Origin of the sequence: Corynebacterium sp. EPI-003-04-2554_SCH2473622 (genome assembly GCF_001665955.1) — a bacterium.
In the GTDB taxonomy this organism is placed as follows: Bacteria; Actinomycetota; Actinomycetes; order Mycobacteriales; family Mycobacteriaceae; genus Corynebacterium; species Corynebacterium pseudodiphtheriticum.
On the sequence record NZ_LZMN01000030.1, the window covers coordinates 13,596 to 27,008 of the forward strand.

15 protein-coding genes and 1 other RNA gene are annotated in these 13,413 nt (G+C 56.8%); 11 read left to right on the top strand and 5 right to left on the bottom strand.

All coding sequences use genetic code 11. From position 1 onward, the window contains the following. The first annotated feature begins 34 nt into the window (after positions 1–34). The 5 genes from A5774_RS10825 (at position 35) to A5774_RS02470 (ending at position 4,427) form a co-directional block, all read left to right on the top strand. Entirely contained in the window at positions 35–217 is a 183-nt protein-coding gene (locus A5774_RS10825; RefSeq protein WP_082936067.1) for a thiazolylpeptide-type bacteriocin, read from the top strand. A 273-nt stretch (positions 218–490) separates the two neighbouring features. Further along, entirely contained in the window at positions 491–1,399 is a 909-nt protein-coding gene (locus tag A5774_RS02455; RefSeq protein WP_064833214.1) for an ABC transporter ATP-binding protein, read from the top strand. Further along, the gene (locus tag A5774_RS02460) at positions 1,396–2,127 is read left to right on the top strand and encodes an ABC transporter permease (RefSeq protein ID WP_064833215.1); all 732 of its coding nucleotides are present in this window, start codon (positions 1,396–1,398) and stop codon (positions 2,125–2,127) included. The genes A5774_RS02455 and A5774_RS02460 overlap by 4 nt, the downstream gene beginning before the upstream one ends. A 211-nt stretch (positions 2,128–2,338) precedes the next feature. After that, entirely contained in the window at positions 2,339–3,781 is a 1,443-nt protein-coding gene (locus A5774_RS02465) for a YcaO-like family protein (protein WP_147579106.1), read from the top strand. After that, positions 3,735–4,427 carry a hypothetical protein gene (locus A5774_RS02470; RefSeq protein WP_156519527.1) on the top strand — a complete coding sequence of 231 codons (693 nt, stop codon included), beginning with the start codon at positions 3,735–3,737 and terminating at the stop codon, positions 4,425–4,427. Before A5774_RS02465 ends, A5774_RS02470 begins: the two co-directional genes overlap by 47 nt. 103 nt (positions 4,428–4,530) lie before the next feature. On the opposite strand, the gene A5774_RS11645 is transcribed toward A5774_RS02470, so the two are convergent. Together A5774_RS11645 and A5774_RS11650 are read right to left on the bottom strand one after the other, a co-directional pair. Continuing rightward, positions 4,531–4,689 carry a hypothetical protein gene (locus tag A5774_RS11645; RefSeq protein WP_222703923.1) on the bottom strand — a complete coding sequence of 53 codons (159 nt, stop codon included), beginning with the start codon at positions 4,687–4,689 and terminating at the stop codon, positions 4,531–4,533. Continuing rightward, positions 4,686–4,862 (bottom strand): hypothetical protein, encoded by a 177-nt coding sequence (locus A5774_RS11650; protein ID WP_222703924.1) that lies wholly within the window; start codon positions 4,860–4,862, stop codon positions 4,686–4,688. The genes A5774_RS11645 and A5774_RS11650 overlap by 4 nt, the downstream gene beginning before the upstream one ends. A gap of 247 nt (positions 4,863–5,109) precedes the next feature. Here A5774_RS11650 and A5774_RS02480 point away from each other — a divergent pair, with 247 nt between their 5' ends. Next, the gene (locus A5774_RS02480) at positions 5,110–5,538 is read left to right on the top strand and encodes a hypothetical protein (RefSeq protein WP_064833218.1); all 429 of its coding nucleotides are present in this window, start codon (positions 5,110–5,112) and stop codon (positions 5,536–5,538) included. Between the two features lie 5 nt (positions 5,539–5,543). Here A5774_RS02480 and A5774_RS02485 read toward each other — a convergent pair whose 3' ends face one another. Next, positions 5,544–6,317: a class I SAM-dependent methyltransferase gene (locus A5774_RS02485; RefSeq protein ID WP_064833219.1), complete on the bottom strand. Its 774-nt coding sequence runs from the start codon at positions 6,315–6,317 to the stop codon at positions 5,544–5,546. Between the two features lie 461 nt (positions 6,318–6,778). On the opposite strand from A5774_RS02485, the gene A5774_RS02490 reads away from it, so the two are divergent. The 3 genes from A5774_RS02490 (at position 6,779) to A5774_RS02500 (ending at position 9,643) form a co-directional block, all read left to right on the top strand. Continuing rightward, the gene (locus A5774_RS02490) at positions 6,779–7,402 is read left to right on the top strand and encodes a hypothetical protein (RefSeq protein ID WP_064833220.1); all 624 of its coding nucleotides are present in this window, start codon (positions 6,779–6,781) and stop codon (positions 7,400–7,402) included. A 106-nt stretch (positions 7,403–7,508) separates the two neighbouring features. Next, a complete protein-coding gene (locus tag A5774_RS02495; RefSeq protein ID WP_064833221.1) occupies positions 7,509–8,630 on the top strand; it encodes a glycosyltransferase family 4 protein in 1,122 nt (373 codons plus the stop codon). Positions 8,631–8,692: 62 nt separating this feature from the next. Then, entirely contained in the window at positions 8,693–9,643 is a 951-nt protein-coding gene (locus tag A5774_RS02500; protein WP_064833222.1) for a siderophore-interacting protein, read from the top strand. A 5-nt stretch (positions 9,644–9,648) separates the two neighbouring features. Here A5774_RS02500 and A5774_RS02505 read toward each other — a convergent pair whose 3' ends face one another. Then, positions 9,649–10,359 carry a DeoR family transcriptional regulator gene (locus tag A5774_RS02505; RefSeq protein WP_064833223.1) on the bottom strand — a complete coding sequence of 237 codons (711 nt, stop codon included), beginning with the start codon at positions 10,357–10,359 and terminating at the stop codon, positions 9,649–9,651. Positions 10,360–10,530: 171 nt separating this feature from the next. Then, positions 10,531–11,904 carry a YibE/F family protein gene (locus A5774_RS02510; protein WP_231892318.1) on the bottom strand — a complete coding sequence of 458 codons (1,374 nt, stop codon included), beginning with the start codon at positions 11,902–11,904 and terminating at the stop codon, positions 10,531–10,533. 131 nt (positions 11,905–12,035) lie between these two features. Here A5774_RS02510 and ffs point away from each other — a divergent pair. Then, positions 12,036–12,130, top strand: an RNA gene (gene ffs, locus A5774_RS02515) — signal recognition particle sRNA small type. Between the two features lie 118 nt (positions 12,131–12,248). Beyond that, the gene (locus A5774_RS02520; RefSeq protein ID WP_064833224.1) at positions 12,249–13,064 is read left to right on the top strand and encodes a hypothetical protein; all 816 of its coding nucleotides are present in this window, start codon (positions 12,249–12,251) and stop codon (positions 13,062–13,064) included. The last annotated feature ends 349 nt before the right edge of the window (positions 13,065–13,413 follow it).

A 13,413-nucleotide genomic window follows, 5' to 3' on the forward strand; every position in this document is an offset into this window, starting at 1 on the left:
AACCCGCAAGAGTATTACCCGAAAGGAAATCATCATGAATCTCCAGAATCTCGCTGCTGAGCTCGATAGCTTCACTGCGGAGACCTTCGAGGTCAAGGATTACGTCGATTACGCAGATATGGCCTTCGGCTCGACCTGCTCGTCGTCGTCTTCTTCCTCGTGCTCGTCGACCTGCACCTCGTGCTGCTCGTCGACCTCGTCCTGCGCCACCGCCTAAATCAGCGAAACCGTCACCAGTCCGACCGCTTCTATCAGCCGCACAATCTGGCGGGCGACGGGCGAAACAGGCAAAGACGCTCGTCTCTCATCAAACTGCAGGCAGTTCGATGTAACAGGAATGTATCACGCACAGTTATTCGAACACGATCCTGGAGTTCTCCACGGTTGACGAAGCAACTCGAAGTGATTCACTTCGGTTCCGCGGGGGGGGGGATACGCTCACAGATGTCCGTATCCCACCCACCGCAACAGCACTCGAGAAAGGTCACACGTGACTGACTATGCAGTTGACGTACGCGACGTAAGCGTCGTCATTAAGGGGAAGACGATTCTTTCCCACCTCGACCTCCAGGTGGAAGAAGGTTCGTTCCACGGGATCATCGGTCCAAACGGGGCGGGCAAGACGACGCTCTTTAACGCGATCCAAGGGTTTCGAAAGCCGACGGAAGGAACGATCCGAGTCCTCGGCCAGTCGCCCTATCCGCGCAATCTAGCCCTGCTGTCCCAGATCGGGATCCAGCCCCAGCAGTCGGCGTTCTTCCCGAAGACGACACTCCGCGAGCACCTTCGCGCGGTCTGTGCGATCCAGGGCGCAGAGCACTCCACGATCGACACGCTCATCGAGGCCCTCAACCTCGCGAAGGCGGCTGACACCAAAGTGGAGAATCTCTCCGGGGGCGAGCGCCAGCGACTCGCCGTCGCCACCGCGATTGTGCACCGGCCGAAAGTCCTCTTCCTCGACGAGCCGACGGCAGGCCTCGATCCCGAAGCCAGGTACTCGTTGGTCTCCCTGCTCCAGTCGACCAATCTTCTGGAGATGACCACCCTTTATACGACGCACTACCTCGACGAAGCTGAGCGGCTATGTGACACGGTGTCGATCGTCGAACAGGGCAAGATTCTCACGACGTCGAGCCCGAGCCGCCTCGTCGCCGAGGCCGATCTCGGCTCGACGGTCATTCTCCCCAATGCTCTCCACCAGGCGGATGCGGTGGCGACGCTTCTTGGCCCGGACGCGGTGCGGGTCACCAAAGACGGGCTCGAGGTTCGGTCTCACGACACGGCCGCTCTGTTCGCGCGCCTCGCTGAAGGCGGGATCGATACACGGCACGCCCAAGTCCACGATGGGCGCCTCGAGGACGTCTATCTCCAGCTCACCGGAAAAGATTACGTAGCATGACCAGATACCGCGCATTAACCAATGTCCTTCTTCGCTACGACCTACGCGACTGGGCGACCCTTATCTTTACGTTCCTCTTCCCGGCGGGCCTACTCCTTGCGCTCGTGTTGACGATGGGTGACAGTATCGAAGGAATGGACCTCACCGGGCCGATCAGCGCGAACGTCATGGCCTTCGGCGCGGCCTTCGTGGGAATCTTCGCGGGCGCCACCCACCTTGCGCTGTGGCGCGAAAACGGAATGTTCGTCGTCCTACGGAGCTTCCCCATCTCCTCAAACACGGTCATTGCCGCACAGGCGACGGCGGGCATGATCTTCCTGATAACGCAGGCCCTTGCCCTCTTCGGCATCGCAATGGCACTCGGCATGACTCCGGAGGCGACCGCGCCGATTGCACTCCTGCCCTTGATCCTGGGCTTCCTGCTTTTCTTCATGCTTGGGGTACTCGTCGGAATCATTCTGCCGTCGATGGCCGGCGTCTCCATGGCAGCGGTCGCCATCATCATCCCCTTGGGAATGATCGGTGGAGCCATGATGCCGATTGAGACGCTTCCGAGCTGGGCGCAGACGGCTGCACCGTACACTCCGATCTACCACATGCGCGAGGCCGTGACGATGCCGCTCAATGGCGAGGGGACGTGGGGTGACGTTGGAATTGGGCTCGGCTATCTGGTCGCTGTGACCGCGATACTCACGTTGATGGCGCAGCGAGCGATGAAGTGGAAGTAGAGCTGTGCCTTCTTTGCTCAACACCTGTACGCAGGAAGCCTGTGTGATCGCAGATGGCTTTCTCGCGGCAGGCCCGCACAGTCTCACGGCGGAGGAGCTGCGCGAACGTTGGTTGCGGACGCGGTCTACGGCGCTGAATCGGGTGCTAGGCTCCCCGAACTCCACCGCTGTCGGGACTTTCGGGGAGTTCTTTTCAGGGATTCGGCGAGCCATGACGCGATTTGCTGGTCAGTCGCGAGAAGCCGCCGCGTGGGAATTCAGTTTCACGCACGGCCAGATTCGGCGCGGCTGGCTAGCCCGGCCGGCAGTCGCCGTCGGCGGAACGGCAGGCGTACCAGATTCGGCGGGGCGCGATCTTAGAGCCCGGCCTATTGACGACATTGCTTTGCCAGCCGACGTCTTAGTGAACCCCGTCGCTGGATACCTTGGCAGGCGGCTGAATCTCGAGGTTGGCTGGGAGACGACGGCGCCCGCCACCGGAAGTACGCCGAATTGGAACGGCAAGGAAGTCAGGACTCTCTCGTGGTCGGGGCACTCAACTCGCTTTCGCCATAGCGAAACCGCCGCGCTCCTTGAGGGAATAGAGCGCCGGGTGGGCGCCCTCCAAAGCTCATGCACCGTGCGTGTTGCGCGCGCGAGAGACCTGGAGGGTCGGGTCATAACGCCGAACGATTTCCCGGCCTACCCGTCCCGCTACTACGGCCGCCACGGAGCGCCATACAGTGCTGACGAGCCGCATGAGTGGGTGGTTGTGGAGAACTTAGCTAGCGGGGAGTCTGCCTGGATCCCCCGTGAGTACATCTACTACGGCGAGCAGATGGCGTACAGGTTGTGGGCTTTAGCGACGTCGTCGGGATGCGCGACTGGTTCAAGCATCGACGAGGCGAAGCTCTTCGGCTCGCTAGAACTCATCGAGCGCGATGCCTTCATAGCCTCGTGGTACGGACGAATCGAGCCCGTGCGGCTTGACCTGCGCGATCTTTCCGAACTGCGTGCAACTTTCCAGCGCGCACAGCTGTTGGGAATCACGCTGGAGGCGGGGCTCATGGAGAGCGCGTTGGGGGTGCCCGCGGTCATTTCCGCCGCCACTATGACGTCCGAACTCGGCGACGTCACATCTGTGGGGGCGGCTGCACACCCCTCCCTCCTCGGGGCAATCAAGGGAGCGGTGAAAGAAGCGTGGACGTATATTGCAGAGCGTGCTCGAGTTGCCGAGACGAAAGCCGAGAGGATTGCCCAACTCCACGCCAATCCTACCGATGCGGAGGGGATCGTTGACCATCCGCTCCTCGTGGTCGGGTCGAGGCGCCCCGAGTACATCAACCTGTGCGGCACCAATCAGCCGGTCCCTGTGCAGGATCTCCCACGCACAGATTGGGAACGCTACCAGCACGGCCCACCCGGCCCGCTCCTTGCCCAGTTAACCGAGCGGTTAGCTGCCGAGGGCATCGACGTGTGGTCGCATGTTCAAACGTCGGACGTTGAAAGAGGCATGGGGCTGGAAACCGTCATGGTTGTTGCGCCGAAGCTGCTGCCCATCGACTTTGGGTGGGACCTCCAGCGAGCACTCCAGACCCCTAGGCTACGCGAATTGATTCGGAGGCATCATGGCACGGACGTCGAACCGCGGCAACTACCCCACCCATTTTCCTAAGAAGGCGGTCACCGAGGAGGAGCCTGATATGACGGCGGAAGAACGCGAGCGTGTAGCCGCAGGGCGCGGTGACGCGGCTGCGCAGTGGGCTCGAGAAAACCGTATCCGCGCGGAACCGATGCGCCAATCGGTTCGAAGCAACGCCTACCTGCTCGTGGTATTCACTGCCCTCTACCTTGTGCCGCTGGTATTCGCGAACTCGTGGCACGCGCGCGGCCTGGGGGCAGCGGGTGCTGGGCTTGTGTTCGTGGTGGCGATTGCGATCTATATCAAGACTCCGGGCAAACTCCGGAGGATGTCAGGAGCTGAAGGCGTGGCCGTCGGCGTGACGTCCATGCTGGAGTTCGCGGCCTCGCTGGCTGGGCTCGTTGCCGGATGGGTCACCGGGAAGTGGTGGTGGCTCGGTGCGCTACTCCTCAGTTCGGTCGCTCTACATTTTGTTGCACTGACGGTCGCATTTCGTCGGCCGATCGACGTTTTTCTTCTCCCTGTTGCCTGCGTGGGAGCGGCGATCGCCCTTTCGGCGCCTGCCGCTGACCTGTGGAATCACTGGGCTGTCGCGGGCGGCCTCGTGGCCGGTTGCACCGCCGCGTATTCCTTCGCCATGTTCCGCTCCCTGAAAGCGTTTCCGGGGGCGGCCTCGTAGGTGAAGGTCGTGGCACATAGGCGGACGCGGTGCCGCGCGCGGCGCCACGTGACACGCCGCGACGCGCGCGGCGAGGATTTCCAAGAAGCCAATCGGGAGGCTTTTAGTCGGTGACGTGGTAGTCGATGACGTTGTTGGCATCCAGGTAGCGCAGCTCGCTCACCATGGCAACGGCGCGCTGGTAGCCTCCGGCTATCTTCTGGATTTCGCCTGCGTTGAGGGCACCGTAGGCAGTGGTCTGAATTACCCATTCTCCGGTCACTGCATCGCAGGTGAGTTCTGGCGTGTAGGGGGCGAGCGCGAGGGCATCACCTGCACACGAGCGCCATCACCGTTGATGCGGATTGAGACGATGATGTACCCTAGTCGGACCGCACGCCCGATCACGCGCTGGGTGTTTTCTTCTTCGATGCTCATTTTCGGCTGGGTGTTCATGGCTATTTTTCCTTTCAGGTTGTACCGTTTTGGTATGTATATACTGTGAGATCTTTTGAAGTGGCTGGTCTGAGATCTGAAGTGTCCCAGGTTTTGTTCCGTTTGAGTAGATGGGAAAATCTGGAACAGACACTCTCGGCTAAACAGCGTGGCGATACCCGGATTGCAGGGTTATTCGAGCAAAAGCAAAAGGTCACGAATCAAGAAGCTGGATTTCGTGGATCAGGAAAGGTGCAGTTTGGATAATGTGAAAATTTTCGCCAGCCTCATTGCGAGGATAGTTTCCCTCATTCTTATTGTGGCTAGTCCATTTGTAGTCGCATTGGGAACGGTGCATATCCTAGGTGGGCTGGCAACCGCTAGCTTGGCCTCCATGTTGCAATGGGGAATTATTGCACTCTTGGTGGGAATTTCACTTGATGGGTTGGTGCGCACCGTAGCACGTGCTGCTTATTTTTTATCTGGTCTATCGGTATTTCAAACGCAGGCTTTAGGAAATGTGATTGGGCTGGTTTTGTTAACGGTGTTGTATTTCTTCGTTACGGAAAATATCTGGTTTGCACTGCTTGCTAGCCTGATCAATGCCGTCGTAGCAGCAGCAATAGCTAAGATTATCCCAGGTGGGAGTGAAACCAATTCCAGGCCCGGTGTGCTGGCAAACCGAATGAAACTTTGAATGCGCTAGCTCCGCGTCTTATCTACCACAATCACCAGGTTTGAAGTGCCCAATTCCCGCAACCCGGGTAGCTTCGTAATCCACCAGGCCCAGCTGGGGTGGTAGCGCGGGAAGCAGTAGGTACGGTAGCCGCATTCGGCTGCCCAGCTGAGACCTTCGCGGGCGGAGACGTCGAAAAGCGAATGCCCCCAGATATTTTTTGGTGGATGCCCGTGCTTGCGTTCATAACGACGCCGGGCGAAATCGCCACCAATATAATGCGGCCACAACCCTGTTTCGTGCCCGCCGAAAGGACCGAGCCACACCGTGTAACTGATCACCGCCAAGTTGCGTGCAACCCGCACCATTTCCTCGGCCATCTCCCAGGGGCGCGCGATGTGTTCGGCCACGTTGGAGGAATAGACGATGTCGACGCTGTTATCCCGAAAAGGCAGCGCTGTGCCGGAAGCACGAACCGCGGTATCCAGGGTGATTCCGGCTGCAGTCATTTCCGAAACGTCTGGTTCCAAGCCAATATAGTGCGCGCCGTGCTCGGCGAAAGCCGCCGAAAAATATCCGGGGCCGCCGCCGACATCCAGCACCGATAGCTTGTCTAGCCCCGTGCCGTGCACATCTCGGTGGATTGCTGCCAGTTGTTGCGCGGTATCACGGGCCAGTGGCTCATAAAATTTGCGTGGCTGCGATTGCTCGTAACCGAAAGAACGCAGCAGGCGGATCGACCGGGCTAGAGTGGCGTGGCGACGGAGGTGGCGTAGGGGGTAGGACAGTTCGGGACGCATAGGTTCCCAGGATATAGCGTGTTGGGCTTGTAGTTGGGAAGTTCAGTTGCTGTTTTGTTGCTCTGCTGAGGGTATTTGCGGGCACCCCTCGTCCTGGTCAAATTTCTTCGAGATGTTTGAGATTTTCCCATCTATTCACGCGGAACAAACCTGTGGCACTTCAGTTAAGTGATTTCGGAGGAAATCTGATTTTTGGGGCAAGAAACTATATAGTGATAAAAACTACTTAAATTAGGGAAAGTGACTCGAACTATGTTGATGATTGTGTGCGGCACTTCTGGGAGCGGTTCCCTTATCGACCGTACTTGGATGGGGTTTATCCCTAGGATCGGTCTAAGCCCCTGAAAGTGGACGCGTCGGGGCAGTCCCGAGTTAAAGGGTCTGATTGGGCAACTAGTTAAAATAATGTGAAAAAGGGTTGAAGCGAAGAGGATCGCAATTTTTCAAAGGATAGGTCCATTGTGGATAATTTTGATTTCCCGATTTTTCTAAACTTGGTGTTATTGTTCAGTATTATTCCTTCGACGATAATCGGAGGCGTCATTTGGCTCAGCTATTTGTTTTCGCGGAGGAAAGTTCTGCGTGAAGAGCAATCGGCGTCGAACCCTAAGATGCAGCGGAGGATAGACCAGCCTCAGCGTTCTTATCCGGTTTGGTTATTGCTGATGTGTGGTGCGGCAGCCGGTGTATTTGCCCCGATTGTTTGGTTGACATGGGCGCCTAGTTATGGGGCGCAGCATGTACCTGAACCACCTGGTGACTACCCTCTATGGCAAATATTAGGTTGTGTAGTAACTGTTGCTGCCTGCTCTATTTTTGTCAGTATGAAGTTGCGCAATACTTTTCGGGGTTGTGTACTCGCATCGATTGCTGTCGCCGCAGGCCTTGCAGTGCCTATGGCTGCTGTTGAAGCTAGCGAATATCCTGATTCGTTCATTGGACTTGGAACAATGGTCACCTATATTTACTCTGCGTTTGCTCTCTTCTTCCTCAATCTTTTGGTTGCATTTGTCATGGAATTAAAAAAGGTTCGCACGTACGGTAATCAGGTTCCACTAATCAAGAATGGCCCCATTCACAAGTAGTCTGGCAGCTCGGGGAATATTTCGGGCCAGTGTTTTGTGCTGACTGTGTATAGTTCTAGTCCTTCTGATGTGGATGCAGCCCTACCCCGCTAAGCTGGTACGGAATATGAAGATCTTATTGCTGTGTTGGCGCGATTCCACCCACCCGCAAGGTGGCGGCTCCGAACTGTATTTGGAGCGCGTTGGGGAATATCTCGCGCGAGCAGGGCATGAGGTGATCTACCGATCTGCGGCGCACACTGATATGCCACGGCGTTCGGTGCGCGATGGCGTGCGTTATTCACGGAGCGGCGGGAAGTTCACGGTCTATCCGAAAGCACTGTTGGGCATGCTCGTCGGCAAGCTCGGGCTGGGCACGCTGTCGAACCTTGATGTGGTCGTCGATACGCAAAATGGAATTCCTTTTTTTGCGCGCTTGGTGTTTCGCCCAACGGTGCTGCTCACGCACCACTGTCACAAGGAACAATGGCCGGTTGCTGGGCCGGTGCTGGCGCGGATTGGGTGGTTTTTGGAATCGAAAATCGCGCCGAAGGTGTACCGGGGCGCGCCCTATGTGACTGTTTCGCAGGCCTCCAAGGAGGATTTACAGTCCCTCGGGGTGCCGGATGCTGCGATCATTGAAAACGGTGTGGATGAGGTGCCCGCGCTCATACCGCGCTTGGAGCGTCGTGGGGTGCACATTGTCACGCTGTCGCGGCTGGTTCCGCATAAACAAATCGAGCATGCCATCGATGCGCTAGCCGGGCTGCTTGGGGCAAATGGGCTTGCCGACGACGTCGTGCTGGATGTCGTTGGTTCCGGCTGGTGGGAAGATAAATTGCGGGCTTATGCGGCAGCCTCCGGGGTAGGCGAGCGCGTGTTTTTCCATGGGCAAGTTACCGACGACTATAAGCACGCGTTATTGGAGCGTGCCGAAGTACACGTGATGCCGTCGCGGAAAGAAGGCTGGGGTTTGGCTGTTGTCGAGGCAGCTAAGCATGCCGTCCCGACGGTCGGTTATAGCTTTGGGCTGCGTGATTCCGTCGGGCACGGGCGCACCGGGTTGCTCGCTGATACTCCAGAGGAACTGGCGGTACAGTTGCAAAAAATTCTTGCCGACGACTCCTTGCGCGCACAGCTCGGTGCGGGTGCGAGGAAGTTCGCAGAACAGTTTTCCTGGGAAAAGACCGGTCAGCGCTTTGCCGAGTTATTGGAAGGTGTGGTTGCTCGAGATGCTGGGCGCGGCTGATGGGGATTGTCGCAGTGGCCTAGACAATGTCGGCTGTGTTTTAGAAAGGTAGGCTATTCTTTATGAATTCCTCGGAGATGAACACGACAGCTGAAGAGAAGCTAGAGAACACAAAGAGGCTAGAAAACACAGAGCAGCCCGTCACTACAGAGAAACCTGAGAAGTCGGAAAAGCCAAAGAAAAAACGACAAGTACGGGAAGCCACCGTCACGGGGCGTACCCAGTTATCCCGCACTATGGTGCGCCTCAGTTTTTCTTGCCCGAGCTTGGCTGGAGGCGAATTTCCGTTTACTGATCATTATGTCAAGCTGCTTTTTGCGCCAGCAGGGGCTGACTACAGTTGGCCATTTGATGTAGAAGAAATAAAGAAAACCCAGCCGAGGGAGCACCAGCCGGTGCGCCGAACTTATACCTTCCGCCGGATTGATCCGGCCACGGGAGATTTTGAGATCGATTTTGTGGTGCATGGCGAGCACGGCGTTGCCGGGGTGTGGGCGCAGAACGCGAAGATCGGTGAGCGCATTGGTTTTCTGGGGCCTGGTGGAAAGTGGTACCCAAGCGATAGCTATGAACATTTTGTCTTAGCCGGTGATGAAGCCGCAGCACCTGCGATTGCCGCCGCGTTAGAAAACCTGCCGGACAACACCACTGCTGATGTGTACCTGGAGATCCCTGACGCAGAGTGCACCATGCCCATGCCGGAACCGGCTGGTTCCAACCTGCATTGGGTGCTGCGGGATGGGCGCATGCCGGGTACTGCTTTGGTTTCTGCTATCCGTGAGGCCGGTTACCCAGCGAAGCGAACCAGCTGGTTTATCCATGGTGTTGCCGAAATGATCAAAGACGTCCGAAAGTTTTTGTACGTGGATGGCGATATCGCGAAAGAGGACACTTCCATTTCTGGGTACTGGCGCTTGCGCATGACCGAAGATGAATGGCAAGCATCCAAGATGGAGTTCAATCAAAGCGTTGAAGACGAGGAACGCGCGCTACGCAGTCAACGTAGCGCGTAGTTTAGTCAGCTGAACGCCGACGCGGACGCCTGTTGCGCCAACCGGTAACGCTGTTTCGGGCTCCGCTGTGGGGCTGTAGCGCTCACAAGATTTTCGGTTAGTAACTGGCGGAGACTGCGCCGGATAGTTTCTGCTGTCACACCCGCAACGTCGGCTAGTTCTTTGGTGTTGGCGGAATCATGCGCGCGCAAGTAATCCACAATCGCCTCACGTGTGGAGGTATTTGCCGCGGGCTTAGAGCGCGCTATGGAATGTGCATGAGCTGAGGATTCCGTGTGTTTTGTGAGCGTCGTGTCTTCTGTCTCGCCGCGTTTATAAAACAGCAAAGCGAAGCGTGTAAGACTGTTCCGAACTTCCGGTGGCGGTAGGAGGTCGCGTTGCATGACAGCATTGGTAATGGCTTCTCGTACCGCAACCGGCGGGAAACCAAAAAGGTCGTACCGAAATGCCCCGCGCATGATAGCGCCCCGGGGCGAGGCCTCCTGCACCTTGCGGGTAGCCTCTTCGATCAACAGCGGTATCGGCCCTTCAATGGTTAACGTATCCGTGTAGCGGATTCCGGCTGCGTCGCTGGCTTTAGCTATGCCACGATAATGAGTGAAGGTAATCGATAGCTGTGGAAAAAATTGCTGTGGGTAGGTTCCAAGAGCAAGCAAGCCAGCCAGGGTTGGGCGAACCGTGCCATCAGCGGTACGAATATATGATCCGCGGTACATTCCTTTATTCGTGACGTACGCGGGTTTGTCATAGTCTGCAATAGCTGGAATTTGTGCGACGTAGCGAAATTATTATTCTCGTCGAGCCCAAATACGCTTCAGGATAAACATGCTACACATACGACACAATGTCTTATGTTCAGTGTCGTATGTCGTATGTCGGCTGCTAATTTATGCTTCCCGCGGGGCAGCGTCAACGGCGGCAGGGGCGCGTACAGTCAAAGCAGCAATGGCTGTGGTGAGTGGAACCGCCAAGACCAGGGCAATCGCTCCGGTAACCGAACGCAGAATTTCCGTAGCCATGATGTCACTGCTGAGAATTTGCCCCAGCGGACGACCAGAAATGCTTAGCAGCAACAGCGTCGGCAAGGCCACACCCGTATAGCTTAAGACCAGCGTGTATACCATTGAGGCAATATGGTCACGGCCGACGCGCATGGCACCAGCGAACAAGCGTAAGGGCTTCGCGCCGGGTTCCAGTTCGCGCATTTCGTTGACGGTGGAGGCTTGCGCGATGGTGACGTCGTTAAGAACACCGAGCGCGCCAATGATCATGCCCGCGAGCATCAATCCAGAAATGCTGACTCCTGGCAGATAAACCAGGATATTCAAATTATTTTCATCGCCCAGGCCACGGATGCCGGCGGTGGCCACCGCAAGCGTCGACAAGCCCACGGATAGGCACAATGCCAACAGCGTCCCGCCCATGGCACTAGCAGTTTTCCAGCTGAAACCATGTACCAAAAACAGCACCAAGAACAGCACCGCGGCGCCGCAGGTGAGTGCAAGCAGAATAGCGGAACCACCGTGGATGAGCCCGGGAATAAGAAACGCCGCGATCACAGCCAGAGTGATGACCAGGCCGAATACTGCGCGTAGGCCGCGCCAGGCGCCAACCGCGATGATCAGGATGACCGCCGCTGCCAGCCAAAGCCAAATAGTGGTGCTGCGTTGGAAATCTTGAAAACCATAGCTGCCGGCGTCGTGCTTGGAAAGAGCGATCTTGTCGCCCTCTTCCAACTGCGGATTACCCGGGATTTCTGGGTGGATCTCCAGTAGGGTACGTTGGCCTTCATGTTCGCCGGAAGTTAAGTCGATAATCGCGTGGGTGCAATCGTGTGGCGCCTCTGGGGTGGTTTGCGGGGAAGTGTCAAAGACCTGGCCATTCGACGGGGAACCGCACATGCCAGGCTGGACGATGGCGACGGTGCCGTCGACAAGCTCACCGGAAAGTGACGACGTCTGCTCGAATTGTTCGCTGACTGGGGGCTCTTCATTTGGTGGCCATTGGATGATAAACCCAATGATCGTCGCTGCAGCCGCGAGGATGAGCCCGGCTGCGAGTACGCGCTGAGGCCACGTCCAGGTTTTGATGGCGCTGAGGCTGCGACCGGATGGCTGATGTTCGGGTTGCGCCGATTGTTGGCCCGGCCGTGTGGTCTCCGTTGTTTGCGGGGCGGGTGCTGCTTGGTTGGCGGACTGTTTTTGCTGTGCAAGCAGCGATTGTGCGGACTGCGACGAACTAGTGCGGTGATGGCGACCCATGGGCTAAGAATATCGCCTGCGTGCAGTGTTGCCTAAAAATCTGGTGGCAGAACGTTGGTTCAGTGCATGTTTCCGTGGTCTCGTGATGCCGTAGGTTAGACCACAGCGGTGGCGATGTGGTAGGTTTGTCTGCAGGATCTCGCGTGGCGTTCATCCTCTCAACTCCCCCAGGGCAGGAATGCAGCAAGGGTACGGAGGCTCTGGCGGGTGCGCGGGGTCCGTTTTTGTTACCTGCTTTGTAAGGGTTGGGTTATGCGGGTTATGGGGATATGCGACAAAGTCGGGTTAAACGACAAGGGTTAACCGGCAAAGTCGTGCACCCGAGTAGTAACGAGAGAAAATAAATGAAAACCGTGTTTAGAACGCTGCTGGCTCTCGGAGTCATTTCCGAAATCGCAGTGGTGACCCTCTCGGTGACGTTGCCGTCACTCTCTGGCTGGTGGGTCTTAGCCCCTATCTCAGTCATCGTCGTAGCTTTCCTGCTGTTGTTTGCTGGGATGGCTATGGATCGGCGGAAGAAAGGATCTTGGTCGGTCTCACTCTCTGACACTGCCGAGAGTTTCGGGGTTCCTAGATTGGCGCTGGCTTTGCTGGTTTCGGAGATCAGTTCGCTGTGGTCGCTCACTAAAATTTTTACACGGCCTTCTTCCACTGCCGGTGTCGACGCCCACCCCGGGTACAAGAATCTACGAACCGTGGTTACCGTAATCGTCGGTCTAGTCATCGTTGAAATCATTGTCATACACCTGGCTGTGCCCAGCCAATTTTGGCGCATTCTGCTGCTGGTGCTGAGCATCTACGCACTCTTATTATTAATCGGGTTTTACACCTCTATTAAGGTCAATCCGCATCTTCTCACACCACGGGGCTTAGAAATCCGACGCGGCCACAGATTCGTGTGTGAGATTCCATGGGAAAACTTGGCACGGGCGCAAAAGGTTGGTCCCGGGCAGGGCGGTGACATCATTATCAACGAAGACGGAGAAGTCAGGCTCCCGGTTCTGAGCGAAGTTAACGTCAGACTGGAGCTGGAGCCACCGGTATTGGCGCAAGACCTGCACAAAGGGCGGGTCGATGTGACTGCAGTCGAAATTTACTGCGACGACAGAAATTCTTTCCTTGATTCGGTTGCTGAGGCGTGTCAGTCACGCACTATGTGAGAACTTAACGCAAGAACTCACCATCACTGGTGGGGTCGCCCGCACACCGTGGGCACGTAATGGAATTACCTAGTGGATAGGTAGCTTTTCAGTTTTGCTGGCGCATGGCTACGAATTCTGCCCCTTTGTCCATTAACCCTGAAAATCAACGACCCCAAGCACAGAGCTTGGGGTCGTGGGGTATGGTGCGCCAATCTACATTGACGCTCACATGCCTGAGCATATCGTTCAGCGTATGAAGGACAAAAATGAACTAGAAACCATGCTTGGCGTGAAGTGTCCCAAGTTTTGTTCCGTTTGAGTAGATGGAAAAATCTTTCACCATGCCCAAAAAATTTGACCAGGATGC